Origin of the sequence: Kitasatospora gansuensis, assembly GCF_014203705.1 — a bacterium.
In the GTDB taxonomy this organism is placed as follows: domain Bacteria; phylum Actinomycetota; class Actinomycetes; order Streptomycetales; family Streptomycetaceae; genus Kitasatospora; species Kitasatospora gansuensis.
The window spans coordinates 3,808,768-3,832,219 of sequence record NZ_JACHJR010000001.1 but is presented as its reverse complement, the minus strand read 5'-3'; the positions used below and the strand labels follow the sequence as shown (position 1 = coordinate 3,832,219).

The window sequence follows — 23,452 nt, the reverse complement described above, 5'->3', positions numbered from 1 at the left end:
GGCGGTGTGACGGTCGGTCAGCGGCGGGACATGTAGATGTCCAGCGCCTTGTGCAGCAGCTTGTTGAGCGGGAAGTCCCACTCGCCGACGTACTCGGCGGCCTGGCCGCCGGTGCCGACCTTGAACTGGATCAGCCCGAACAGGTGGTCGTCCTCGTCGAGCGTGTCGCTGATCCCGCGCAGGTCGTAGATGCTCCCGCCGAGGGCGTAGGAGTCCCGCATCATCCGCCACTGGATCGCGTTGGACGGCTTGACCTCGCGCTTGTGGTTGGCCGAGGCGCCGTAGGAGTACCAGACGTGCTCACCGACCGTCAGCATGGTGGTGGCGGCCAGCGGTTCGCCCTCGTGGTACGCCAGGTAGAGCCGCATCCGGTTCGGGTCCTCGGCGGTGAGCGCCGTCCACATCTGCTGGAAGTAGGAGAGCGGTCGGGGCGTGAAGTGGTCCCGCTCGGCGGTCACCACGTACAGCTTGTGGAAGACCGCGAGGTCCTCGTAGCCGCCCTGGACCACCTCGACGCCGCTCTTCTCGGCCTTCTTGATGTTCCGGCGCCAGAGCTGGTTGAAGCCCTTCTGCACGTCGTCCAGCGAGCGGTTGGCCAGCGGCACCTGGAACACGTACCGGGGCTGCACGTCGCCGAAGCCCGCGCCGCCGTCCTCGCCCTGCAGCCAGCCGGACTTGCGCAGCCGCTCGGCCAGCTCGAAGGCGCGCGGCTCGTACCAGTCCGGCTCCAGGTCGCGCAGGCGCTTGGCCTGCCCGCCCGCGATCGCCTCCTTGATGGTGGGCGCGTTCCACCGGCGGATCACCACCGGGGGGCCCATCTTCACCGAGAAGGCGCCCTGCGACTTGAGGTGCGCCAGCATCGGGTCGAGCCACCGGCCCAGGTCCCGGTCGAACCAGTCGATCACCGGGCCCTCGGGCAGGTAGGCCAGGTAGCGCTTCAGCTTGGGCAGCTGGCGGTAGAGCACCAGGCCGGCCCCGACCAGCTGGTCGGACTCGTCGAGCCAGCCGATGCTCTCGGTGCGCCACTCGGACTTGACGTCGCCCCAGGACGGCACCTGCATGTGGCTGGCGGACGGGCGCGTCCGGATGAACGCCAGGTGTTCCTCACGGGTGATCGTCCTCAGGCGCAGGCTCATGCTGGGGTTGCTCCTTCTGGGTCGGCCGGTCCAGTGGTGACCCTATCGCCCGAATGGTCCGTTTCGGGCTCGGCTGCCCGGGGCCGCCGGAAGGCATGGTGGCGCCCCCGTCGCGAAGCTGTGCACAGGAAGTACGCGACGGGGGCGCCGGAGGTTACGCCTGGCGCGGGGATCGTCTTCGACGAGTCAGCGCGCGGGGCCGGTCACGCGCCCCCGTAGAGGCCACCGTGGGCCACCCCGAGGTAGAAGCCGACCGCGGCCATCACCAGCGACACCATCAGCGCGAACCGCTCCGCCGTGGTGACCGAGACGAACTGGCCCCAGAGCGCGGTCAGGACGCCGAAGAGCCCGGACCAGGAACTGATCAGGTGCAGGTTGTGGAAGAACGCCGTGGTGAAGGCCAGCAGGCCGAGCACGGCGGCGATGCCGACCAGCGTGTTCTCCCGCGGATGCCGGTGACCGTCGGTGTTGAGGGTGAACGGCGGAGTACGGCGGACGGACTGTGCCATTGGAGCCCACCTCCTGGGTGGAAGAGCCGTTCTGTCCAGATTGCGGCGATTGAGTGGCGGATCACAACCCGTAGGTGTTTTGCCGCAAAAATTTTGTTGGGCCGTACGGGTGCGGGTAGGCTGTGCGGTCTGCACTGGTGTAGTTGTGCCCCCGTCTGCCCTTCACCGGGCTGGGGGCCGGTTGTCAGTGCCGAGGGCTACGTTCTCGGTACGGCGCCACCACATCGGTGCCGACGCTGCACAACCCTCCTGCCACGGAGAGACCGTGGCCGCTGAGTCCAAAGGAGGTGGGTTACCCATGCGTCACTACGAGCTGATGCTCATCCTCGACCCTTCGGTCGAGGAGCGCGCTGTCGCCCCGCTGATCGAGAACTTCCTCAACGTTGTCCGCACCGGTGGCGGCAAGGTCGAGAAGATCGACACCTGGGGTCGTCGTCGCCTGGCGTACGAGATCAACAAGCAGTCCGAGGGCATCTACTCGGTCATCGACCTGAAGGCCACGCCTGAGGTCGTCAAGGAGCTCGACCGCCAGCTCAGCCTGAGCGAGTCGGTTCTGCGGACCAAGGTCCTGCGCCCGGACACCCACTGAGCCACTTCCTGACGCCCTAGGCGTCAGGTGGGCTCACGTTCGCTGTTTCACGTGAAACAGCGGACGAGCACCGCAGAACTTCTTTCCGAGAGGTCACCACCACCATGGCAGGCGAGACCGTCATTACCCTCGTCGGCAATCTCGTCGACGACCCCGAGCTGCGCTTCACCCCGTCGGGTGCGGCGGTCGCGAAGTTCCGTATCGCGTCCACCCCGCGCACGTTCGATCGTCAGACCAACGAGTGGAAGGACGGCGAGAGCCTCTTCCTCACGTGCAACGTCTGGCGTCAGCCGGCGGAGAACGTGGCCGAGTCGCTGCAGCGCGGCATGCGCGTGATCGTGCAGGGCCGACTGCGCCAGCGGTCTTACGAGACCAAGGAAGGCGAGAAGCGGACGGTCTTCGAGGTCGAGGTCGACGAGGTCGGTCCCAGCCTGCGTTCGGCGACCGCCAAGGTCACCCGCGCCAACCGCTCCGGCGGTCCTGGTGGCGGCAGTGGCTTCAGCGGCGGCGGCCAGCAGGGTGGCGGCGGCCAGGGCGGTTCCTGGGGCGGCTCCGGCGGCTCCGGTGGCGGCCAGGGTGGCGGCAACTGGGGTGGCAACTCCGGTGGCGGCCAGTCCGCTCCGTCCGACGACCCGTGGGCTTCCAGCGCTCCGGCCCCTGGTGGAAACCAGGGTGGCGGCGGCGGTTGGGGTGCCCCGGCCGGTGGCGGCTTCTCGGAAGAGCCCCCGTTCTAAAGCGGTGCTACCGGGCCCTCCGGCCCGGAATGCTGACAGATTTCGTAATCACAGGAGCACATGATGGCGAAGCCGCCTGCTCGCAAGCCTAAGAAGAAGGTTTGCGTCTTCTGCAAGGACAAGGTCAACTACGTTGACTACAAGGACACGAACTTGCTCCGCAAGTTCATCTCCGACCGCGGGAAGATCCGCGCCCGCCGGGTCACCGGCAACTGCACCCAGCACCAGCGCGACGTCGCCACGGCCGTGAAGAACAGCCGTGAGATGGCGCTGCTGCCCTACACCTCCACCACGCGCTAAGAGAGGGTGACCGAAGAATGAAGATCATCCTCACTCACGAGGTCCCCGGCCTCGGCAGTGCCGGTGAGGTCGTCGAGGTCAAGGACGGCTACGCCCGCAACTTCCTGGTCCCGCGTGGCTTCGCCATCCGCTGGACCAAGGGCGGCCAGAAGGACGTGGACGCGATCCGTCGCGCCCGCAAGATCCACTCGATCCAGACCCTCGAGGCCGCGACCGCGGTCAAGGGTCAGCTCGAGGGCCTTCAGGTCAAGCTGGCCGTTCGCTCCGGCGACGCCGGCCGCCTGTTCGGCTCGGTGACCCAGGCCGACGTCGTGGCTGCCGTCAAGGCTGCCGGCGGCCCGGCCGTGGACAAGCGCGCTGTCGCGATCGCCTCGCCGATCAAGACCGTGGGCACCCACAAGGTCTCGGTCAAGCTGCACGCCGACGTCCAGGCCAACCTCGACGTCGCCGTCGTCGCTGCCTGAGCTACGCCGTAGCACCGAACGGCCCGGTTCCCCCTCGGGGGAGCCGGGCCGTTCTGCTGTTCGCCGGTTCAGCTCCGGACGGCGCCGGTGACCAGCCAGTGCCCGGTCCTGACCCGGAGGCAGAGGAACGCCGCCCGGCACAGCATGAACAGGTTCATCGCCCACCAGAGCGCCGCCAGACCGCCGCCCAGCGTCGGGACCAGCAGTGCCACCGGGGCGAACACCACGAAGGTGCCGACGCCCGCCCAGGCCAGGTAGCGGCCGTCCCCGGCGCCCATCAGCACCCCGTCCAGCACGAACACCACCCCGGCCACCGGCTCGGTCAGCGCGACCAGCAGCAGGATGTCCGAGAGCTGCTGCCGGACCACCGGGTCGGTGCTGAACAGCGGTACGTACAGCGGGCGGGTGAGCACCAGCAGCAGGCCGAGCAGGACCCCCACCAGCAGGCCCCACTCGATCATCCGGCGGGTGGCCGCCCGGGTGCCCGGCACGTCGGCGGCGCCCAGGTAGCGGCCGATGATGGCCTGCCCGGCGATCGCGATCGCGTCCAGCACGAAGGCCAGGAACACCCAGATGGTCATGGCGATCTGATGGGCCGCCACCTCGACGTCGCCGAGGGTGGCCGCCACCGCCGTGGCCACCATCAGCACCCCGCGCAGGCTGAGCGTACGGACCAGCAGCGGGCCGCCGGCCTTGGCGCAGGCCCGGATGCCGGGCAGGTCGGGCCGCAGCCCGGCCCCCTCCCGGCGGGCGCCGCGGACCACCACCAGCACGTACACCGCGGCCATCCCGGTCTGTGCCAGCACGGTGCCCCAGGCCGAGCCGGCCACGCCTAGCCCGGCCCCGTACACCAGGCCGAGGTTCAGCAGCAGGTTGGCCGCGAAGCCGGCGATCGCCACCCGGAGCGGGGTGCGGGTGTCCTGCAGGCCGCGCAGGACGCCGGTGGCGGCCAGCACCAGCAGCACCGCCGGGATGCCCAGGGCGCTGATCCGCAGGTAGGTGACGGCGTACGGGGCGGCGGTCGCCGAGGCGCCGAGCGCGTCCACCGCCTGCGGGGCGAACGGGATGGTGAGCGCGACCACGCCGGCCGACAGCAGCAGCGCCAGCCAGATGCCGTCGATGCCCTGCTGGACGGCGGCCCGGCGGTCGCCCGCGCCGATCCGGCGGGCCACCGCGGCGGTGGTCGCGTACGCCAGGAAGACGAACACGCCGGTGACGGTGGAGAGCACGGCGGTGGCGATGCCGAGACCGGCCAGCTGGGCGGTGCCGAGGTGGCCGACGATGGCGGAGTCGGCCATCAGGAAGAGCGGTTCGGCGACCAGGGCGCCGAACGCGGGGACCGCCAGGGCGAGGATCTCCCGGTCGTGTCGGCGGCGGGTGACGGCGGCGGGTTTCATGCTGGCAAGGCTACTCATCCACAGGTAATGACCACAAGGGTCATTGATCTGTTACTCGAAACGCTGAGCGAGTGGTCGGGTGGGGCCGTTGGGCCGCCGTCCGGGCGGTTGTGTGAAGAATTTCTCATGCACAGCCGTCCGGATCGGTCGTCGCAGGTCAGAGCCGGTGCATTGAACGGCTGTGCGGGTTGTCCACAGCGGGGTCCACAGAGTTGTGCACAGGATTGCGGGAGTTCTCCACAGGTATGGGCCCGTCGTCCACATGCCCTGTGGATAACCATCTTGGCCGATCGGTGTCCGGGCCTTAGCGTTGGTCGCTCTCGGGCGATTTGTCGGTGCGGTGGCGTAAGAAGGAGGACCACCCCCATTCGCTCCGCCTGGCAACAACTCGCACCACTCGCTGATCGGGGAAGACGCGTGACCGGCCCCCAGTACGACGACCACGACGCCCCGCCGCCGGAGGATGACTGGCAGCCGTCCGACGACGCCTTCCCCCCGGGCCCGGCGGACTTTCCGGACGGCCCCGGCGACCGGCTCCCGGTCAGCCGCAAGAGCGAGGGCGGCTTCGGCGGCGGTGGCGGCGGCAACTTCGGCAAGGGCAACTTCCAGCGCGGTGGCAAGCGCAAGGACTCCGCCGGCTCCGACTCGGCCGAGGAGCGGGCCGGCTCGGACGCCTTCGAGCGGGTGCCGCCGCAGGACCTCGCGGCCGAGCAGTCCGTGCTCGGCGGCATGCTGCTCTCCAAGGACGCCATCGCCGACGTGGTCGAGGTGCTCAAGCCGCTCGACTACTACCGCCCGGCCCACGAGCTGATCCACAGCGCCATCCTCGACCTCTACGCCCGGGGCGAGCCGGCCGACCCGATCACCGTCGCCAGCGAGCTCACCAAGCGCGGCGAGCTGGTCCGGGTCGGTGGCCCCGGCTACCTGCACACCCTGGTCAACTCCGTCCCGACCGCGGCCAACGCCGAGTACTACGCCCAGATCGTGCACGAGCGCGCGGTGCTCCGCCGCCTGGTCGAGGCCGGCACCCGGATCGCCGGCATGGGCTACGCCGCCGAGGGCGACGTCGACGAGATCGTCAACGCCGCCCAGGCCGAGATCTACGCCGTCACCGAGCAGCGCACCAGCGAGGACTACGCCCCGCTCGCCGACATCATGGAGGGCGCCCTCGACGAGATCGAGGCGATCGGCTCCCGCCAGGGCCAGATGTCCGGCGTCCCGACCGGCTTCGCCGACCTGGACGCGCTCACCAACGGCCTGCACCCGGGCCAGATGATCGTCATCGCGGCCCGCCCCGCGATGGGCAAGTCGACGCTGGCGCTGGACTTCTCCCGGGCCTGCTCGATCACCAACGGCCTGCCCAGCGTGATCTTCTCGCTCGAAATGGGGCGCAACGAGATCGCCATGCGCCTGCTCTCGGCCGAGGCGCGGGTCGCCCTGCACCACATGCGCTCCGGCAACATGACCGACGACGACTGGACCAGGGTGGCCCGGCGGATGCCGGACGTGACGGCCGCACCGCTCTTCATCGACGACTCGCCCAACCTGTCGATGATGGAGATCCGCGCCAAGTGCCGCCGGCTGAAGCAGCGTCAGGACCTCAAGCTGGTGGTCATCGACTACCTCCAGCTGATGCAGTCCGGTGGCTCCCGCCGCGCCGAGAGCCGGCAGCAGGAGGTCTCCGACATGTCCCGAAACCTCAAGCTGCTGGCCAAGGAGCTCGAGGTCCCGGTCATCGCGCTCTCCCAGCTGAACCGTGGTCCCGAGCAGCGCACCGACAAGAAGCCGATGGTCTCCGACCTCCGCGAGTCCGGCTCGATCGAGCAGGACGCCGACATGGTGATCCTGCTGCACCGCGAGGACGCCTACGAGAAGGAGTCCCCCCGGGCCGGCGAGGCCGACCTGATCGTCGCCAAGCACCGTAACGGCCCGACCGCCACCATCACGGTCGCCTTCCAGGGCCACTACTCCCGCTTCGTCGACATGACCCGGGACGTGACCTGACCTGTAGGGTCTCAAATTTCGTGTCGGAATCTCATGATCGGTGTCGGATCGAAGTCGGATCCGACACCGATCTGAGATTCGCAGGTCGCTGCCGTACCTCGTTCGAGTGAGTGTTGCTGCTGTGCTCCCGTCAGCATGTTGGGCGGGAGCATCGTGCTGTCGAGGGGCAACTCCAACTCGGGAGCGGGGATGGAAGCGACTGTCAGCTTTCGTGGGCACGGTGGCGGGATTGAAGAGTGCTCATGGGCGTCTGTGGCGCCGGCGTCGCTGCAGATAGCTCATCCGTGGCGGACGTTCCGCTGGTACAGGGACCAGAAGCACTACTCGGGCACCTACTGGTCGGCGACGATGCGCGATCACGTGATCTACGAGTCACGGCTTGAGTTGTCGCGTCTGCTCTTCGCCGATTTTGATCCGTCTGTACGCGCTGTTGTGGCCCAGCCCTTTCTGCTGCAGACGGTGCTGGAGGGGAAGACGCGTCGGCACATCCCGGACTATCTTCTGCTCACCGGGCCGGTGCCGGTGGTTGTCGACGTCAAGCCGTTGCAGCGGTTGTCCAAGCCGGAGGTGGCGTTCACCTTCGACTGGACTCGGAGGGCGGTGGAATCCCGGGGATGGGAGTACGAGGTCTGGAGCGAGCCTCCGGCCGCAGAGCTGGAGAACATCCGGTTCCTCGCGGGCTACCGCAGGGACTGGCTGTTCAAGCCCGAGATTTTGGAAGCGCTGCGGGAAGCGGATCTTGACGGGCTTCCTCTTGGACAAGCCATGAGGTGTCTGCCGGATCATCCGGAACCTCAAGTCCGTTCCACTCTCTACCATTTGCTCTGGAAGCAGACTTTCGTCACCGATCTCGACCAGCCTCTCGGCCCTTCGCGCATCCTGCGGAGGTCAGCGTGAGCAGGGCGGCGACCCGAGTCGGAGTTGGTACGCGCTTCCGCTACGACGGGGAATCCGTCGAGGTGGTGGAGATGGCCGCGACCACAGCGGGTAATGAAGTCGTCCTGAAGGATGGTCACGGGCGGCTTCTGCGGCTGTCGCTCAAGGAGTTGCTGTTCTCTGACCGTGCCGCGATCAGTCCTGATGGCCCGGGACCGGCCGCAGATGACGAAGGCGAGATCGCCTCCGTGGTCCTTGGGCAACTCGATGCGGAGGAGAGACAGAAAGTCCTGGAGCGAGCTGGGCACGTCCGCGAGGTACTGACCGGCTACCGCTCCGGCAGCGGGGAGTTGGCGGCCGACGACGAACCGAAGGCCGCCTACGCCACGGCAGTGCCGATGGAAGCGAGGAAGGCTGCCAAAGCTGCGGAACTTGGCGTGACGGCCCGCACCATCGAGCGCTGGGTCGCTGGATTTCTCCAGCATGGCGAGGCCGGCCTTGCACCGAGGAGGACGCGTTCGGAGCGGTCACAGACCTCGGTCGATGACCGGTGGGTGGAGACCGCGGTGGAGGTGATGGTCGAGCACATCGACCGGTCGCGGCCGTCGCGGACGATGGTGATCGAGCGGACCCGGGCCCGGGTGATTGCGCGGTTCGGTGAGGGAGTGGTGCCGCAGCCGAGTCGGGCGACGGCGTTTCGGCTGATGGAGGAGCTGGAGCGACGCCATCCGCTGTTCCGGCTGAGCACGAAGCGCAATCGGGACATTGCCGGTCGGCCGGAGGGCCCGTATGGCAAGCTGCGGCCCACGCGGCCGGGCGAGTACCTGGTGATGGACTCCACCCGTCTGGATGTCTTCGCGTTCGATCCGCTGACGCTCAAGTGGGTGCAGGCCGAGTTGAGCGTCGGGATGGACTGGTACACCCGCTGCATCACGGGGATCCGGCTCACGCCGGTCTCGACGAAGGCGGCGGATGTCAGCGCGGTGCTCTTCCAGTCGTTTCGGCCGAGGCCGGCGGGACGGGACTGGCCGCGGCACGCGGTCTGGCCCGAGCACGGCATTCCCCGCACCGTCCTGGTCGATGTCGAGGGCGTCACCGGGCCGGGGCTGGCCTCGCCGCCCCTGGTTCCCGAGACGCTGGTGGTCGACCACGGCAAGGTCTACGTCTCGGAGCATCTGACCAGCGTCTGCCGCCGTATGGGCATCTCCATCCAGCCGGCCCGCCTGCGGACGGGCCGCGACAAGGGACCGGTGGAGCGCTACTTCCGGACCCTGCGGGAAGGGCTGCTGCAGGTGCTGCCCGGCTACAAGGGGCCCGATATCCACTCGCGGGGCGAGAGCCCCGAGGATGAAGCGTTCTTCTTCCTCGACGAGCTGGAGGCGATCATCCGGGAGTGGACCGCGACGGTCTATCACTGCAGGCCGCACTCCAGTCTGATCGATCCAGGGCTGCCGGGGCTGCGGATGTCCCCGGCGAAGATGTTCGAGCACGGCATGGCGCGGGCGGGCTACATCGAAGCACCCCGCGACCAGGACCTGGCCTTTGAGTTCCTGAAGACCGAGTGGCGCACGGTCCAGCACTACGGGGTGGAGATCGGCCGCCGCCGTTACAGCGGCCCGGGCCTGCCGGAGCCGGGCATCCGCAGTCCCTACGACTCGCCGATGAAGAACGGCTGGCCGTTCCAGGTGGACCCCGACGACATCACCCGGATCTACTTCCGCGATCCGGTGACCGGGTCCTGGCACACGCTGGTCTGGGAGCACGCACCGTCGGCCGAGATGCCGCTGAGCGAGGACGCGTTGATGTTCGCCCGTCGGCTGGCCGCCTCGAAGTATCGCTTCCCCGACGACCGGCTCGCTGTCGCCGATCTGCTTCAGCGGTGGAACCTCGGGCTGGGCACCACGATTGCCGAGCGGCGCATGGCCCTGCGGCTCTCGCGCGAGCAGGCCGCCATCGAGCTTCCCGAGAGCGAGGAGGAGGCGGTCGTCTCGCTTCCGTCTGTACGCAAGGCCCTCGGTCAGGACGAGGAGCCCGCAAAACCGCGGGAGCCCGACATGGTGGCGGAGGCGGGGGACGACGACGAGGCCGATCTGGAGGACCTCGCTGCGGAGAACGACTTCTACGCCGATGCGCTGGAGGACGTGTGAGCGAGGACAGTGTTCCGGGGCCGGCCAATCTCGCCCTGTCGCGGAAGGAGGACTTCAAGGCGTTCGCCGAGAGTCCGCGCCGCAGCCGGCCCGATCTGCTGACCCGCAAGCAGCTGAAGTCCCTGGCCACACAGGAGCGGGCGGACTACGACCGGCGGCGCCGGATGTGGCACGCGAACATCGGCCCGGTCAAGACACCGCAACTGGCGGAGCTCCACGAGGACTTGTGGGACATCGTCGACAGCAACGAGCAGGACGGCGACAAGGCCAAGGGAGCGGTGGCCGTCGACGCGTTCCCGGGGCTCGGCAAGACGACCTCGGTGCTGGCCTTCGCCCGCGACTTCCACCAGCGGGAGATCGATGAGTCGGGCCCGTTCACGAGCCAGGGGCACGAGCGGATTCCTGTCTGTCGGGTCGGGCTGACCGGGAACACCGGGATGAAGGACCTCAACCGGGCCATGCTGGAGTTCTTCGGCCACCCCGGACAGGGGCGGGGCACCACCGCCCAGTTCGGACGGCGGGTGCTGGACTGCGTGTTGTCCTGTGATGTCCGTGTGCTGGTTCTGGACGATCTGCACTTCCTGAAGTGGGGGCAGAAGAGCGGCATCGAGGTGAGCAATCACCTGAAGTGGATCGCCAACGAGTTCCCGGTGACATTGCTGATGGTGGGGGTCGAGCTCGCGGAGAAGGGCCTGTTCGGTGAAGGCACGAACGGGCGCGACACCGCTCTGGCTCAGACCGGCCGTCGCACCACCCGTCTGGGGCTTCGCCCGTTCACCATCGACGGGGAAGCCGGGCGCTGGGAATGGCGGCAGATGCTGCTGGCTCTCGAACAGCGCGTCGTCCTTGCCGACAAGCACCCCGGCATGCTCGCGGACGACCTGTCGGACTACCTCTTCGCTCGCAGCACCGGACACATCGGTTCGCTGATGACGCTGATCAACCGCGGCTGCCAGCGGGCGGTCCGCACCGGCGCCGAACGGCTGGATCAGGAGCTGATGGACCGGGTGAAGAACGACGAAGCATCCGAGGCGGCCCGCCTCGAACTCCAGGTCGCGCTGGAGAAGAAGCGGCTGACCAGCCGCCCACGATCCCGAAGCCGACGAGCCGCATGAGACCGCCGGCCCGCACCCTGCCGATCCGGTTTCCCCCATTGCCCGGCGAGGCCCTGGATTCCTGGCTGGAAGCGGCGGCCCGACGGATGGACACCACACTCGGCGATGTCCTGCTGCACTTTGGTTTCCCGGTCCGCCAGCGGGCCGGAAACCAGTACCACGGCATCCCGGCCGACTGGACGATCTTCCTCGACGAGCGGCTGACCGCTGCCGTCGCGCACGCGACCGGCATCAGCTCGCAGGCGATCACCGCACTGACGCTGGCCCACTACGACGGGCGGGCCCTGCGGACGAGTGCGGGTGGACGGTTCGTGTCGCGGCATGTCCTCTGGGGCCGCGGGCGGGGTTCCCGGTTCTGCCCGGACTGCCTTGCGAGCGCCGACGGTCGCTGGCAGTTGTCCTGGCGGCTCGGTTTCTCTTTCGCCTGCACCCGTCACCGCAGATTGCTGGCCGACTGCTGTCCGGATTGCGGGAGGGTTCCCAGACAGCGGCCCTGTTCGGGCCGCTCCGTTCCCCGGCCAGAACTCTGCGGCAACCCGCCAGTCCGGCCCGGTGGCCCGGTCACCGTCGGATGTGGCAGCGACCTTCGCCGTGTTCCGACACTCCTCCTGCCTCCCGGGCACCCCGTTCTCACAGCGCAGGACCGGGTGATGGCCGCCATCGACACCATGACCGCCTCCTTCGGCCCCTACGCGGCCACCCCGCAGCCGACGGCAGCCGTCCTGGCCGACATCAGGGCCCTGGGCATCCGCTTCCTGGCAGACCTCCCTGCCGAGGCCCTGGGGCAGTGGCTCCCCGAAGACATCACGACGGCATATCTCTCCCAGGGGCCCGCCGCTGCCGGGCAGGCGGGGGACCGCCCGGGCTTCATGGCCCCGCCGCGGGCCGCAGACACTGCGGTCGCGATCACCGGCGCCCTGAATATCCTGCAGAGACCCGGAATCCGTCCGGCCGGCGAGGCCCTGCGAGGCTTGCTGGAAGCTGTACGCGACGAGCTCACACAGATCTCGGTGACCAGCATCGACGACTGGGGACAGGGCATCAGCCCGGTGCTGCAGTCCGTGCACTTGGCCGCGCTCGCCCCGTCCCTGCGGCCCAGTGAGCACCTGCGCTACCGCACTGCGACCCAGTCGCCACGACGGCCGACCAGGACCGCGCTGGCCATTGAGCAACGCTCCAGGAAGATCCCCACGCTCTTCTGGCCGGCATGGACGGTCCGGCTCGCACCAGCCGAAGGAATCCACGCACGAACCCTGGGCCCCGTCCTCGCCGCCCTGCTACTGATCCCCGACGGCCGGGTCTCCTTGGATCAGGCCGCCGTCCTGGCCGGTGACGTCACCGACGGCATCGAGATCTCCCGCCTCCTCCAGGAACTCGATGATCTTCCGCACTGGCCGGACATCGTCACCGCCCTGACCCGGCTCACCGACCACCTCGACGCCGACAACACCCCCATCGACTACGGGCGGCGCCGAATCCTGGACTACACCGGCCTGCTTCCCCACGACCGTTGGCTGGAGATCTGTCTCCGTACAGGAACACCTCCGGGGGCTGGTCGGCGCGAACGCATCGCCCGCAGCCAGCTCTTCCGCCGCCTCAGCGGCCTGCCTGCCGAGTCATTCCCCGACGAACTGGGCGGGCTCGACTGCGCAGAGTTTCGGGCAACCTCCGTGCGGTTCACCGCTCTTCAGACCCCCGAACTCGCACACGCCCTCCAGCAGGAAGCCCTCGGCTTCCTGGCCTCGCACGACATCCACGACGAGCCCGTGACCTGGCAGCCTCCCACCGCCTTGCTGGCCGGTCTCTCCCTTCCCGGACCCGACCCGGCGCACATCGACTTGCCTCGCCTGCACCAGCTCGTCCGAGAACGTCAGCACCCCGTTCAGCACGCCGCCCAAGTCCTGGGCACGACTGTCGAGGCCATCCGGCAGCTCCTCGACGAACATCCAGCACCCCCACCCCCTATGACGAAGAACACCGCCAGAGCCACCGGCCACATCCGGCTCCAAGCCCGTCGGGAACTGCCGAAGGAGACCTTCACCCGCCTCTACCTCAGCGAACACCGCTCGTTGAAGCAGATCGCCACCCTCACCGGCTTCTCCCGCAGCGTCCTGACCGGCCTCGCCCGCGAATACGGCATCCCCCTCCGCAACGGCCCACAGGACTACAAGCGATGCGGTGACGTCGAACGCGACTGGCTCTTCGAGCAGTACGTCCACCACCGGCGGACCTTGCCCGACCTCGCCCGCGAGAAAGGCATGAGCACCGCGAACATGGCCAGGTGGGCCCGCAGCCACGAGATCCCGCTTCGGCCGCGCGGCGGGGGAAGCCATGACGCCGCCCTGCGGGTTCCCGATGCGACCGCCAAGCTGCCACCCATCCTGCGGCTGGCCCTCACCAGCCCCTACGCGTGGCAACGACTGGATCGCTTCCTGGCGGCCGTCTCCTACCCGACGATGAGCGAGGCTGCCGCAGCCCTCGGGATCAACCAGTCGGCGCTCGTGACCCAGATCAGCCGTCTCGAACGGGACCTCGGGCACCCCCTGTTTGAGCGCGCCGAGCGCGGCCGCCCGATGAGGCTGACACCGGTTGGCGAGGAGGTCGCCACCGCGGCTCGGAGGCTCCGGCGACGGGTGCCGATACCTCGCAACGAATCCTGCCGTACTGGCAAGGCACAATCGGCGCATGCCTGAGACCTTCGTCGACCTCGGAACCGTCAACGTGCCGTCCGGAGTGCTGGTGCTCGGCATGGCCGGGTGGATCGACTACTGGCGGGAGCTGGGCCAGCCCCTGTCTGAGCGCGCCAGGACGGTCGCGTCCTCGGGAGGAGGCCATCTTCGTGAGTGGTTGTGCGAGGCGGCCGCCGTCCCGGCCGCCGCCGACCGGCCGTTGAGGGTGAGCGCGAGCACCTCGCCGTCCCCGTTCGATGAGGAGCCGACGATCGCGACCCTGGAAATCAGCCTCGGTCGCAAGTGGCCCGAGGCCGCGGACCGGTCGGTGCGGATTCCGCTCGGGGACCTGCCCGTCGACCGGTGCGGCATGGTCATCGGCGACGCTGCGGGGCTGGACGCCGATGGCGTCCCGTGGAGTGGTGTAGCAGGGATCTTGGAGTGACCCCTGGTCATGGGGCAGCCATCGCGCAACTCTCTGTGTAGAACGGCGAGTTCACCCAGGGAGGTACGCGATGGCCTTATCCCAGTCTGACCTACTCCGCCTCATGGAGTCACTGCGTTCGGCCGACGGAATCGAGTTGATCAGGACCCTCGCCCAGCGGATCCTGCAGGAGCTGATCGAGGCCGAGGCCACCGCCCGGATCGGCGCCGAGCCCGGCGAGCGAACCGAGGCCCGTACGACCTGGCGCAACGGCCACCGGGACAAGACCCTGACCACGCAGGCCGGCGATCTGGAGCTGGCCATCCCCAAGGTCCGCACGGGCAGTTTCTTCCCCAGCCTGCTGGAGCGCCGGCGCCGCATCGACCAGGCCCTTTACGCGGTCATCATGGAGGCCTACGTCCTGGGCGTGTCCACCCGCTCGGTCGACGACCTGGTCAAAGCCCTCGGAGCGGACACCGGCATCTCCAAGAGCGAGGTCTCCCGGATCTGCGCTGACCTGGACGAACAGCTCACCGCCTTCCGCACCCGGCCGCTCGGCCACACCCGTTTCCCCTACATCTACCTGGACGCGACCTACTGCAAGGCGCGGGTGAACCACCAGATCGTCTCCCGGGCCGTGGTCGTCGCCACCGGCATCACCGAGGACGGCGGCCGCGAGGTGCTCGGGGTGATGGTCGGCGACAGCGAGACCGAGGTGTTCTGGGCCGAGTTCCTGCGTCACTTGCGCGAACGCGGCCTGACCGGGGTCCGCCTCGTCATCGGCGACCACCACAGCGGCCTGGTCAAGGCGATCCGCAAGGTCATGCTCGGAGCCGCCTACCAGAGATGTCGCGTCCACTTCCTGCGCAACACCTTCGCGATCATCCCCAAGGACGCGGCCGAGATGGTCGCCGCGACCATCCGCACGATCTTCGCCCAACCCACCCAAGCCGCGGTCCGAGCTCAGCTGGACACCGTCGCCGACATGCTCGGCAAGCAGTTCCCCAAGGTCAAAGCGATGCTGCTGGAGGCCAAGGACGACCTCACCGCCTTCGCCGGCTTCCCGGAGCGACATTGGAAGAAGATCCAGTCCACCAACCCGCTGGAGCGGATCAACCGCGAAATCAAACGCCGCACCGACGTCGTCCAGGTCTTCCCGAACGACGACGCGCTCCTGCGGCTGGTCACCGCCGTGCTGTTCGAGATGCACGACGAATGGATCGCCTTCCCCCGCCGCTACCTACCCGAGGGCAGCATGGACCAGATCTACCCCGCCGAACACGCCCGCGACGAACTACCGCCCACCGCATGACCGTTGGCGCACGACCACTACACCACTCCACGGGACACGACCTGGACGCCTGGACGGGGATGAACGACGAGCCGGCCGACGGGCTCGCCGATGTCACCTACTGGGGCCGGTACGCGGACGACGCACACGCCGAGTTCGGCGGCGATCGGATCGCGCAGTACGGCGTCGACGGACCGCACGGGTGGCTTGACCTCCCGCTGGCCGAGGCAGCCGCACGCGCCGCTGAACTCACTGCCTGGTGCGACCGCCTCCACGGCAAGGGCCTCATGGTCTCCATCGACAAGCACACCGACTTCCACCGCTTCCGGCGAGCAGGGTGGCACCACCCGCTCCGCGTTGGAGCAATCGAGGTCGGTGGCTGCCAGGTGCTCGGCATCGAATGGGATCAAGGCGATCATTCGATGAGGCACCGCGGTGAGCGGGACGCCGGCCAGGTCTATCCGGTCACGCTCGAAGCCGACGAGGCGGGCGAGACGGTGATGCGATGGACCATCCCGCCCTACGCCTTCGACGACGAAGACGAGTAACGAGCTCAGCTCTGGGATCTGCCAGCTCGAACCGGAGGAGGGCGGCGCATCTGGCCCGGCATCATGGCCTGGTGACGACATGGATGCGCTGCTACTGGGACGAGGAAGACACCTGGTTCTACTTTGAGGTCGCCCCCGAAGGCTGGGTGATCCGGCAGGTCGAACTCGAAGGGCCTGAGCTGACCCCGGTCGCAGCTGCCTCCCTCGCCGAGTGGCAGCGGGCCCGCGACGCAGGCCACCTCGATGAGTACGACAGTAGGTTCGGGATCACCGCCGAGCTGCCCATCTCGGAATGGGAAGGCCACGACCCCGAGCAACTCACCTCCAAGGAGTTCGAGGAAGTCTGGGGCCCTGCCCGTCGGCAGATCGCATCCTGGGCCAGCTGACCTCTCGGCCCCGCGGGGACTTCTTGGCATCATCGCGACATGACCCCGAGCCTTCCTCGCACTGTTCGAGCCGTCGACACCGCTCAGCTCCTGGACCTGGCCCAAGAGGCCGCCATGCACAGCTTCAGCCAGCGGCTCCCGGTCGACTGGCTCCGGGAGCACCTCGCTGCGGAGGCGACGCACTACCTGCTCCCGACGCTCGTGCAGCGGCTCACGCACCGTCTCGAGATGCCGCTGCAGTGGAGGTGCCAGCAACTGCTGACCGTCAACACTGGCGAACAGATCTGGGGTCTGCTCGACGTCCTTCCCAACACCTTCGACAAGATCCCGGAGACTCTGGACACGGCGTCCAAGAAGGCCATCGTCAACCGCATCGAGCACGCGGTGACCGTGCGCGAGTGGATGGAACGGATGGCTGACGGCTCAGGTTCATGACGCCCCGGCAGCGTGGCAGCCGGCTGGACGGTCTGAGACCGCGTTTGAGATCTGCCGTGTCCCGCGGCTTGTGGGGTCGTTGAGCGTTGAGTGAGTGCTGACAGGGGTGGGTATCCGTCGGATCTGACGGATGATCAGTGGGCATTGGTGGAGCCGTTGCTGCCGCCGGCTCGGGTGGGACCGAAGGGTGGTCGGCGGGAGAAGCATCCGCGGCGGTGGATCGTGGATGCGATCTTCTACGTGGTGCGGACCGGGTGTGCCTGGCGGCAGCTGCCGAATGACTTCGCGCCGTGGCCGACCGTGTATTGGTACTTCACGTGGTGGCACGACGACGGCACTGTCGAGCGGATTCACGATGCTTTGCGTGGGCGGGTCCGGGAGGCCGACGGTCGGGAGGCCGAGCCGAGTGCGGGACTGATCGACTCGCAGTCCGTGCGGACCGCCGACACCGTGCCGGCCACGACCAGGGGATTCGACGCGGGCAAGAAGGTGAAGGGCCGTAAGCGGTTCATCGTCACCGACACCCTCGGCCTGCTCCTGGCCGTCCACGTCGTCGCGGCCAACGTCCAGGACCGTGACGGCGCCAGACGGCCGCTGCTGTGGACCCGGCTCGACCACCCCGGCGTCCGGAAGGTCTGGGCCGACCAGGGATTCGCCGGCCGCCTGGTCGAATGGACCGCCCAGATCCTCGGCCGCGACCTGGAGATCGTCCGCAAGGACCCCGACCAGCGCGGCTTCCAGGTCCAGCCCAAGCGGTGGGCGGTGGAACGCACATTCTCCTGGCTCATCGCCCACCGGCGCCTCGCGCGGGACTACGAGACCAGTCCGGCTCGATCGGAGACCATGATCCGCTGGGCAATGATCGGCATCATGGTCCGCCGACTCACCCGAGGCCGGCCAGCCACCCGCCCAGGCCCGCGCCCGCTCGTGGGCTCCGCATCCCGATAAGTTGTCTGACTCAGCTGAGCGGTTCGAGGACGTCGGGTGTTCCGTCAATGGCAGGACCGCAGTCCGCAGGAAGGTGCGAGACTACGAGCTCCACGGCCGCATCGGCTGTAAGGGAGCCAATGACCTGCCCTCCCGGCTCATACAGCCGAATCACGCGGAACCCTCCGTGGTCGGGAAAGATCGAGGGCACGTCTTTCGACCAAGGGAAGCCAGTGCAGCGGCTGAACTGAAGCGATCCATGACTGACGAGCGGAAACAGGCCCCGGAGGACAGGGTTTGCATACGCCGCCTCTACAAGGGCTCTGTCGATGTGGTTCGCCTTCATCTCCCGCACGAGCTGCCACTGGGCTGCCACAGGGTCGGTAGGTGCTGTCCGGAGCGTGTCGTTGTCGGCCATGCTCGGACATTAGCGAACTCTGGAATGACTGATCCACGTGCCAGGCCCCTTGGCTGACGAGGCAACGCTTCCACCCGTGCCCCATCTGCCACGTTGCCCGACACCATTCTCAGCAGCGCGGCGGTCGCTCTGGTGGCACTCCAGCCACGGGACACGGCAGATCTCAAACGCGGTCTGAGGGAATGGCATCGCGCAGAGGAACTGTCCGTCACATCGAAACGGGCGACGCGGCCGGTAGCCTTCATTTTGCCGGAATCGAGTATGTCCGGGATAATCTGCCAATCTCCCGTAGCGCCAATCTGCGAACTTCGCCGATCGGCGGATACATACTGTCCATGGTGATCGGCTTGTCCAGGGCCTTCAAGCGGTCGCGCAGCCCGCGTTTCCATTGCTTCTTGATGCGCACGGTCCAAGCTTTGGCTGGCCACTTGGTGCCGGAGACTGCATTCTTCGGGAAGAAGATACTGAGATTAGAAGTCTCATCCAACTGTTGTGCGGCGAGCCGCTTTCCCTTGAACATCATGGTTCGGTCGGGATAGCTGGCGGTCAGGCCGCCGACGAGGAAGCGGCCCCGCTGAGCGCGCATGCGGGGGTCGAGGTCGTGGGGGTGAATCACCGCGACCCGGTTCGTCCAGGTGGACTTGGCGTAGTGGGGCCCGAGCGCGGTGCCCTCCCACTCCAGTGGCTCCTGGGCGGTGAGGTCGATGGTGTCGGGCAGGCCATCCTTGGCGGCGGGGAGTTCGATGATGAAGAGGCGGCCGTCGGTGTCCTCTGCATGGTCGACGGCGAAGAAGAGGGCTTCGAATGGTCCAGCGGATACGTCGATGAGCCGGGTAGGAATTCCGTGATGCTGGAGAACGGCGAGGAGTTCGCCGTCTGTCATCAGTCGTCCAAGCCCTTCACCGTACTTCAGGACTTTCAGAAGGTGCCGCTCGGCATTCTGCATTTTACTCTCAGTCGCGGCGCGGTCGTTTGCCCATATTTCCCGGAAGAGCCGGGAGGTTAGTGCATAGCCAGCATCGGGCTGGCCGCGGTAGAGAGTCTGCTCGGACTCTGGAGGTAGAGGCACGCTTCCTTTTGGTCGTGGAGGCTGTGCGCCTGCTTCTATCCACTCCCATAGGGTCTTTTCAGAGTTGATGCCGACCTTCTCATTGATTTCGCGGTCCCGGAAGAAACGTCCGGGTGAATATCGCTGGGGAGCGTCCATGGCGCACTCCTTGCCCAGGTGCCCGGGCCGCAGTGGGCCTGCGTGGATCGAGCGTGGCACACGGTCCGCGGGCGCGCGCGGCAGCCGACGGCGGGGTGCAGCCGACCTCGCCGACTACCACGTCTATGCCACCGACACTGGGCGGAGCCACGGTCACCCAGGTGGAGCATGGGATGGACATGGCCACCGAGGCACGCTGCACCATCGGCACAGACACCGACACGGATCTGAGACTGGGCTCGCCTGACACGGCGTGAGACAGACCGAAGACGTCCAGGTCAGGACCTCGTCGGATGACATCGCGGCTGAGAACCTACATGACCTGACCTGACCTGTAGGTCTCCGTGATCCGCGGCGGCGCTTCAGTCGGCGTTGTGGGTGCGCAGCTGCTCGGCGGCTTCCTGGTAGGCGTCGGTGGCGCGGGCGAAGTAGTCGAAGAGGACTGCGAGCTGCTCGGGTGAGTAGCCCCTGAGGAGCTCGCCGATCCGCTGCCGGGCCGGGGCCATGACCCGGTCGAGGTCGGCGGGCTTGCCGATCGGTTCGACGATCAACTTGCGGCGGTCTCCGGGGTCCGGGGCCCGGCGCACGTAGCCGGCCTGTTCGAGGCGATCGATGAGGCGGGTGGTCGGCCCGGTGGTGAGGCCGGTGCGGGCGCCGAGCTCGCCGGGGGTCATCGGGCCGGTCAATTGCAGGATGTTCAGCGCGTAGAGGTCGGTGGCGCCGAGCTCGCAGGCCTTGGCGCTGGCATGGCCGTGCAGCATCACGGCGCTCAGGTACCGGCGGTAGACCTCACTCGCATCGGATGGCACGGCAGGCGTTGACACGGGTTCCTTCACTCCCTAATCTCTTCCTCAAGGAAGAGAAATCTTCGACGAAGTAACTTCTTCAAAGAAGTTATCATGGAAGGGGAGACCATGACCGAGCACGAGACCACGACCGCCAACCACCACACCGCCGCCCCCCGCGCGACCGACGCCGCCGCGATCCGCGCCCTGCTGGAGCGCGGCGCCGCAGCCTGGGCCGACGGCGACGGCACCGCGTACGGCGCCTGCTTCACCGAGGACGCCACCGATGTCACCTACGTCGGCACCGTCTACCACGGCGGTGAGGAGATCGGCCGCGCTCACCAGGCCCTGTTCGACAGCTTCCTCAAGGGCACCCGGCTGATCCTCGACATCACCGACCTGCGCTTCTACGGCACCGACGCGGCTGTGGTCGTCACCCGCGGCGACGTCCGCAAGGGCGGCACCCCGGAGCAGGGCGGCAAGCAGGGCAAGCTCGGCAAGCTGGCCACGTACACGGTGGTGCGCGAGGCCGATGGACGGTGGCGGATCGCCGCCGTCCAGAAGACCCAGCGCAAGCCCCTGATGGAGGCCGTCTCCTTCCGCTTCCAGCCGGCCACCCGACCCGCCGCGAACTGAGACGCAGCCCTCATGCCCACCACCCAGCCGACCGCCCTGGTCACCGGAGCCAGCGCCGGCATCGGCCGCGCCTTCGCCCGCGGCCTGGCCGCGAGCGGCCACCGGGTGATCGCCGTCGCCCGGAACGAGGAGCGACTCCAAGCCCTGATGGCCGAACTCGGCCCCGGCCACGACCACCTGGCCGCCGACCTCGGCGACCCCGACGGCCGCCACAAGGCCGTCCGACTCCTCGCCGACCGACGCGTCCACCTCCTGGTCAACAACGTGGGAACCGCCACCACCGGCCCCTTCGCCACGACCCCACTCACCCACGCCCACGAGATGCTGAGCCTCAACTGCGAGGCCCTCGTCACGCTCTCCCACGCCTTCCTCGCCCAGGCCCGACCCGGCGACGCCCTGCTGAACGTCTCCTCCACCCTTGCCCACACCCCGCTGCCGGACCTCGCCGTCTACAGCGCCACCAAGGCGTTCGTCACCGCCTTCTCCGAGGCACTCTGGTCCGAGCACCGGGCCTCCGGCATCCACGTCCTCGCGCTCTGCCCGGGCATGACCGCCACCGAGTCGCAGTCGCACGACGACGCACCGGCCGCCCTGGTGCAGACCCCCGAACAGGTCGTCGCCACCGCCCTACGCGCCCTGCGCCGCCGCAGCCGCCCCACGGTCGTGCCCGGCACGGCCAACCGCCTGCTCCTCGCCGCCGCCCGCATCCTCCCCCGCCACCGCACCCTCACCGCCCTCGCCCGCACCTGAAGGTGAGAGATGGCTCGGGGATAGTCCGGGCGCTCAGCGCCTCGTCTCGTACCTGGTCAGGATCACGCCGCAGGGAAGCGTTCGCGTCTCCACCAGGTTGAGGTTCACCCAGTCGTCCAGCGCGGTGAAGAACGGCGTGCCGCCGCCCACCAGGACCGGCGCGGTGGCCAGCACGTACTCGTCGATCAGCCCGGCCCGCATGGCCGCCCCGGCGAGCGTCGCGCCGCCGATGTCCATCGGGCCGCCGTCCTCGGCCTTGAGTCGGGTGATCTCGGCGACCGCGTCGCCGGTGACCAGGCGGGTGTTCCAGTCGACCTGGTCGACCGTCGAGGAGAACACCACCTTCGACATGTCCCGCCAGCGGCGCCCGAACTCGATCTCCGCCGGAGTGGCGTTGGGCTGCTGGTCGGCGGTCGGCCAGTAGGGGCTCATCGTCTGCCACAGCTTGCGCCCGTACAGCGACAGGTCGGTCGCCTGCAGCCGGTCGGACCAGAACTGGAACAGCTCGTCGCTGGGCACGCTCCAGCCGATGTCGTCGCCGGGCGCGGCGATGTAGCCGTCCAGGCTCACGTTCATGCCGTAGATCAGTTTCCGCATGGCGCCAGCCTTCCGGGAGTCGGTCTCACGTGTACGGACCGGCGCGCGGGAAACTCTTCGACCGGGGTGAATCCTTTGGCGGTGGTCGTGCCTCTCATGTCCGTGCGGGCAACAGGGTCGGCACGGGAGCCGGAGGTTTGTCGTGATCATTGGTGCCGTCATCATCGCGGCCGTGCTCATCTGCGCGTGCGCCGTCGTCGTGCGGCGTCGGCGGGGGCGTTCGCATGGCTGAGTTCAGGTGGCCCGGCGAGCAGTTGATCGCCGCGGCGCAGGAGGGTGATGCCGAGGCCGCAGCGGCCCTGGTGTCCGGCTCGCACCCGCACGTGCAGCGGTTCGCGCGCTCCCTGTGCGCCTCGCCGCAGGATGCCGAGGACGCCGCGCAGGAGGCGCTGATCATCCTGTACCGCAAGATCGGGATGCTGCGGGCCTCCGGGGCGCTGGCTTCGTGGATGTTCCGGATCGTGCGCAACGAGTGCCTGCGGCGGGCGCGGCTGGTGCTGCGCAGTCACGGGCCGGTGCCGGACGCCGTCGTGCCGTCCTTCGAGGACGAGGTGTTGCAGCGGCTGGAGGCGGGCCGGGTGGCGGCGGCGATCGCCGCTCTGCCGGCCGACCAGCGGCGGGTGCTGATCATGCGGGACATCCAGGGCTACAGCGGGCGGATGGTCGCCGATGCGCTCGGCCTCAGCACCGCCGCGATGAAGTCGCGGCTGCACCGCGCCCGCGCGACGGTGCGTCAGACCTTGCAGGGAACGTCCGAGCCCTTCCCGGGAGGCGGTGATGACTGACCGTCAGGACTTCGCCAGCGCCTCGGTGCCCCGGCACCTGGTGCGCGGCGCGCTGGGATTCGGCGCCCTGGCCGGTTCGTTGCTGCTCCTTCCGGTGGTCGGACCGGTCGGCCTGCTGCTGGCGCCGGTCGGTCTGTTCGCGCTGCGCGGGTGTCCGATGTGCTGGGCGATCGGGCTGCTGCAGACCGTCTCGAACGGGCGGCTGGAGCGTTCGTGTGTGGACGGTCGCTGCGAGCTGTCCGTCGCCCGGCAGGCTCGTGGGTGGCCGATGATCCGATCTTGAGGAAATCCCTCCGGCTCGGCCGGGTGCGGCTGAGAGGGTG

The 23,452-nt window shown here is 68.4% G+C and carries 26 protein-coding genes; 19 read left to right on the top strand and 7 right to left on the bottom strand.

What is annotated here, in order from left to right; translation table 11 throughout:
- Nucleotides 1–17 precede the first annotated feature (17 nt).
- Complete coding sequence (locus tag F4556_RS16835; RefSeq protein WP_184916401.1) at nucleotides 18–1,136, bottom strand: lipid II:glycine glycyltransferase FemX; 1,119 nt, start codon at nucleotides 1,134–1,136, stop codon at nucleotides 18–20.
- 203 nt (nucleotides 1,137–1,339) lie between these two features.
- Nucleotides 1,340–1,645, bottom strand: a complete 306-nt coding sequence (locus F4556_RS16830) for a hypothetical protein (RefSeq protein ID WP_184916398.1) — start codon at nucleotides 1,643–1,645, stop codon at nucleotides 1,340–1,342.
- Between the two features lie 298 nt (nucleotides 1,646–1,943).
- Here F4556_RS16830 and rpsF point away from each other — a divergent pair, with 298 nt between their 5' ends.
- The 4 genes from rpsF (at nucleotide 1,944) to rplI (ending at nucleotide 3,732) form a co-directional block, all read left to right on the top strand.
- Complete coding sequence (gene rpsF, locus F4556_RS16825; RefSeq protein WP_057228543.1) at nucleotides 1,944–2,234, top strand: 30S ribosomal protein S6; 291 nt, start codon at nucleotides 1,944–1,946, stop codon at nucleotides 2,232–2,234.
- Between the two features lie 104 nt (nucleotides 2,235–2,338).
- Nucleotides 2,339–2,968 carry a single-stranded DNA-binding protein gene (locus F4556_RS16820; RefSeq protein WP_184916395.1) on the top strand — a complete coding sequence of 210 codons (630 nt, stop codon included), beginning with the start codon at nucleotides 2,339–2,341 and terminating at the stop codon, nucleotides 2,966–2,968.
- A gap of 63 nt (nucleotides 2,969–3,031) precedes the next feature.
- On the top strand, nucleotides 3,032–3,268 hold the full coding sequence (rpsR, locus tag F4556_RS16815; protein WP_030270170.1) for a 30S ribosomal protein S18: 237 nt from the start codon (nucleotides 3,032–3,034) through the stop codon (nucleotides 3,266–3,268).
- A 17-nt stretch (nucleotides 3,269–3,285) separates the two neighbouring features.
- Entirely contained in the window at nucleotides 3,286–3,732 is a 447-nt protein-coding gene (rplI, locus tag F4556_RS16810; RefSeq protein ID WP_184916392.1) for a 50S ribosomal protein L9, read from the top strand.
- Nucleotides 3,733–3,800: 68 nt separating this feature from the next.
- Here rplI and F4556_RS16805 read toward each other — a convergent pair whose 3' ends face one another.
- Nucleotides 3,801–5,129, bottom strand: a complete 1,329-nt coding sequence (locus F4556_RS16805; protein WP_184916390.1) for an MATE family efflux transporter — start codon at nucleotides 5,127–5,129, stop codon at nucleotides 3,801–3,803.
- Nucleotides 5,130–5,546: 417 nt separating this feature from the next.
- Between F4556_RS16805 and dnaB the strand changes: the two genes are divergently transcribed.
- The 11 genes from dnaB (at nucleotide 5,547) to F4556_RS16750 (ending at nucleotide 17,972) form a co-directional block, all read left to right on the top strand.
- Nucleotides 5,547–7,133, top strand: a complete 1,587-nt coding sequence (gene dnaB / locus F4556_RS16800) for a replicative DNA helicase (RefSeq protein WP_313068331.1) — start codon at nucleotides 5,547–5,549, stop codon at nucleotides 7,131–7,133.
- A gap of 189 nt (nucleotides 7,134–7,322) precedes the next feature.
- On the top strand, nucleotides 7,323–8,030 hold the full coding sequence (locus F4556_RS16795) for a TnsA-like heteromeric transposase endonuclease subunit (RefSeq protein WP_184916387.1): 708 nt from the start codon (nucleotides 7,323–7,325) through the stop codon (nucleotides 8,028–8,030).
- Entirely contained in the window at nucleotides 8,027–10,156 is a 2,130-nt protein-coding gene (locus F4556_RS16790) for a TnsB C-terminal domain-containing protein (RefSeq protein ID WP_184916384.1), read from the top strand. Before F4556_RS16795 ends, F4556_RS16790 begins: the two co-directional genes overlap by 4 nt.
- Nucleotides 10,153–11,271 carry an AAA family ATPase gene (locus F4556_RS16785; protein ID WP_184916381.1) on the top strand — a complete coding sequence of 373 codons (1,119 nt, stop codon included), beginning with the start codon at nucleotides 10,153–10,155 and terminating at the stop codon, nucleotides 11,269–11,271. The genes F4556_RS16790 and F4556_RS16785 overlap by 4 nt, the downstream gene beginning before the upstream one ends.
- Nucleotides 11,268–13,964: a TniQ family protein gene (locus F4556_RS16780; protein WP_184916378.1), complete on the top strand. Its 2,697-nt coding sequence runs from the start codon at nucleotides 11,268–11,270 to the stop codon at nucleotides 13,962–13,964. Before F4556_RS16785 ends, F4556_RS16780 begins: the two co-directional genes overlap by 4 nt.
- Nucleotides 13,957–14,385: a hypothetical protein gene (locus tag F4556_RS16775; protein WP_246511034.1), complete on the top strand. Its 429-nt coding sequence runs from the start codon at nucleotides 13,957–13,959 to the stop codon at nucleotides 14,383–14,385. Before F4556_RS16780 ends, F4556_RS16775 begins: the two co-directional genes overlap by 8 nt.
- A 70-nt stretch (nucleotides 14,386–14,455) precedes the next feature.
- The gene (locus F4556_RS16770) at nucleotides 14,456–15,676 is read left to right on the top strand and encodes an IS256 family transposase (protein WP_184910583.1); all 1,221 of its coding nucleotides are present in this window, start codon (nucleotides 14,456–14,458) and stop codon (nucleotides 15,674–15,676) included.
- Between the two features lie 59 nt (nucleotides 15,677–15,735).
- Complete coding sequence (locus tag F4556_RS16765; RefSeq protein WP_246511033.1) at nucleotides 15,736–16,203, top strand: hypothetical protein; 468 nt, start codon at nucleotides 15,736–15,738, stop codon at nucleotides 16,201–16,203.
- 83 nt (nucleotides 16,204–16,286) lie between these two features.
- Nucleotides 16,287–16,589, top strand: coding sequence for a hypothetical protein (locus tag F4556_RS16760; RefSeq protein ID WP_221504257.1), 303 nt, complete (start codon nucleotides 16,287–16,289; stop codon nucleotides 16,587–16,589).
- 39 nt (nucleotides 16,590–16,628) lie between these two features.
- Nucleotides 16,629–17,024, top strand: a complete 396-nt coding sequence (locus tag F4556_RS16755; RefSeq protein WP_184916373.1) for a hypothetical protein — start codon at nucleotides 16,629–16,631, stop codon at nucleotides 17,022–17,024.
- A 90-nt stretch (nucleotides 17,025–17,114) separates the two neighbouring features.
- Entirely contained in the window at nucleotides 17,115–17,972 is an 858-nt protein-coding gene (locus F4556_RS16750) for an IS5 family transposase (RefSeq protein ID WP_184916370.1), read from the top strand.
- Between the two features lie 10 nt (nucleotides 17,973–17,982).
- Here the strand turns inward: F4556_RS16750 and F4556_RS16745 are convergent, their stop codons facing one another.
- The 3 genes from F4556_RS16745 to F4556_RS16735 all read right to left on the bottom strand — a co-directional run bounded on the left by F4556_RS16745 (nucleotide 17,983) and on the right by F4556_RS16735 (nucleotide 20,385).
- Nucleotides 17,983–18,369, bottom strand: a complete 387-nt coding sequence (locus tag F4556_RS16745; protein WP_184916367.1) for a DUF6193 family natural product biosynthesis protein — start codon at nucleotides 18,367–18,369, stop codon at nucleotides 17,983–17,985.
- A 241-nt stretch (nucleotides 18,370–18,610) separates the two neighbouring features.
- A complete protein-coding gene (locus F4556_RS16740) occupies nucleotides 18,611–19,576 on the bottom strand; it encodes an FRG domain-containing protein (protein ID WP_184916364.1) in 966 nt (321 codons plus the stop codon).
- A gap of 362 nt (nucleotides 19,577–19,938) precedes the next feature.
- Nucleotides 19,939–20,385 (bottom strand): MarR family winged helix-turn-helix transcriptional regulator, encoded by a 447-nt coding sequence (locus tag F4556_RS16735; RefSeq protein WP_184916360.1) that lies wholly within the window; start codon nucleotides 20,383–20,385, stop codon nucleotides 19,939–19,941.
- Between the two features lie 105 nt (nucleotides 20,386–20,490).
- Here F4556_RS16735 and F4556_RS16730 point away from each other — a divergent pair, with 105 nt between their 5' ends.
- Nucleotides 20,491–20,997, top strand: coding sequence for an SgcJ/EcaC family oxidoreductase (locus F4556_RS16730; protein WP_184916348.1), 507 nt, complete (start codon nucleotides 20,491–20,493; stop codon nucleotides 20,995–20,997).
- Between the two features lie 12 nt (nucleotides 20,998–21,009).
- A complete protein-coding gene (locus F4556_RS16725; protein ID WP_184916334.1) occupies nucleotides 21,010–21,747 on the top strand; it encodes an SDR family NAD(P)-dependent oxidoreductase in 738 nt (245 codons plus the stop codon).
- 33 nt (nucleotides 21,748–21,780) lie between these two features.
- Here F4556_RS16725 and F4556_RS16720 read toward each other — a convergent pair whose 3' ends face one another.
- Complete coding sequence (locus F4556_RS16720; protein ID WP_184916331.1) at nucleotides 21,781–22,344, bottom strand: dihydrofolate reductase family protein; 564 nt, start codon at nucleotides 22,342–22,344, stop codon at nucleotides 21,781–21,783.
- A 224-nt stretch (nucleotides 22,345–22,568) separates the two neighbouring features.
- Here F4556_RS16720 and F4556_RS16715 point away from each other — a divergent pair, with 224 nt between their 5' ends.
- Together F4556_RS16715 and F4556_RS16710 are read left to right on the top strand one after the other, a co-directional pair.
- On the top strand, nucleotides 22,569–23,129 hold the full coding sequence (locus F4556_RS16715; RefSeq protein ID WP_184916328.1) for an RNA polymerase sigma factor: 561 nt from the start codon (nucleotides 22,569–22,571) through the stop codon (nucleotides 23,127–23,129).
- A complete protein-coding gene (locus tag F4556_RS16710; protein WP_184916325.1) occupies nucleotides 23,122–23,412 on the top strand; it encodes a hypothetical protein in 291 nt (96 codons plus the stop codon). Before F4556_RS16715 ends, F4556_RS16710 begins: the two co-directional genes overlap by 8 nt.
- Nucleotides 23,413–23,452 lie beyond the last annotated feature (40 nt).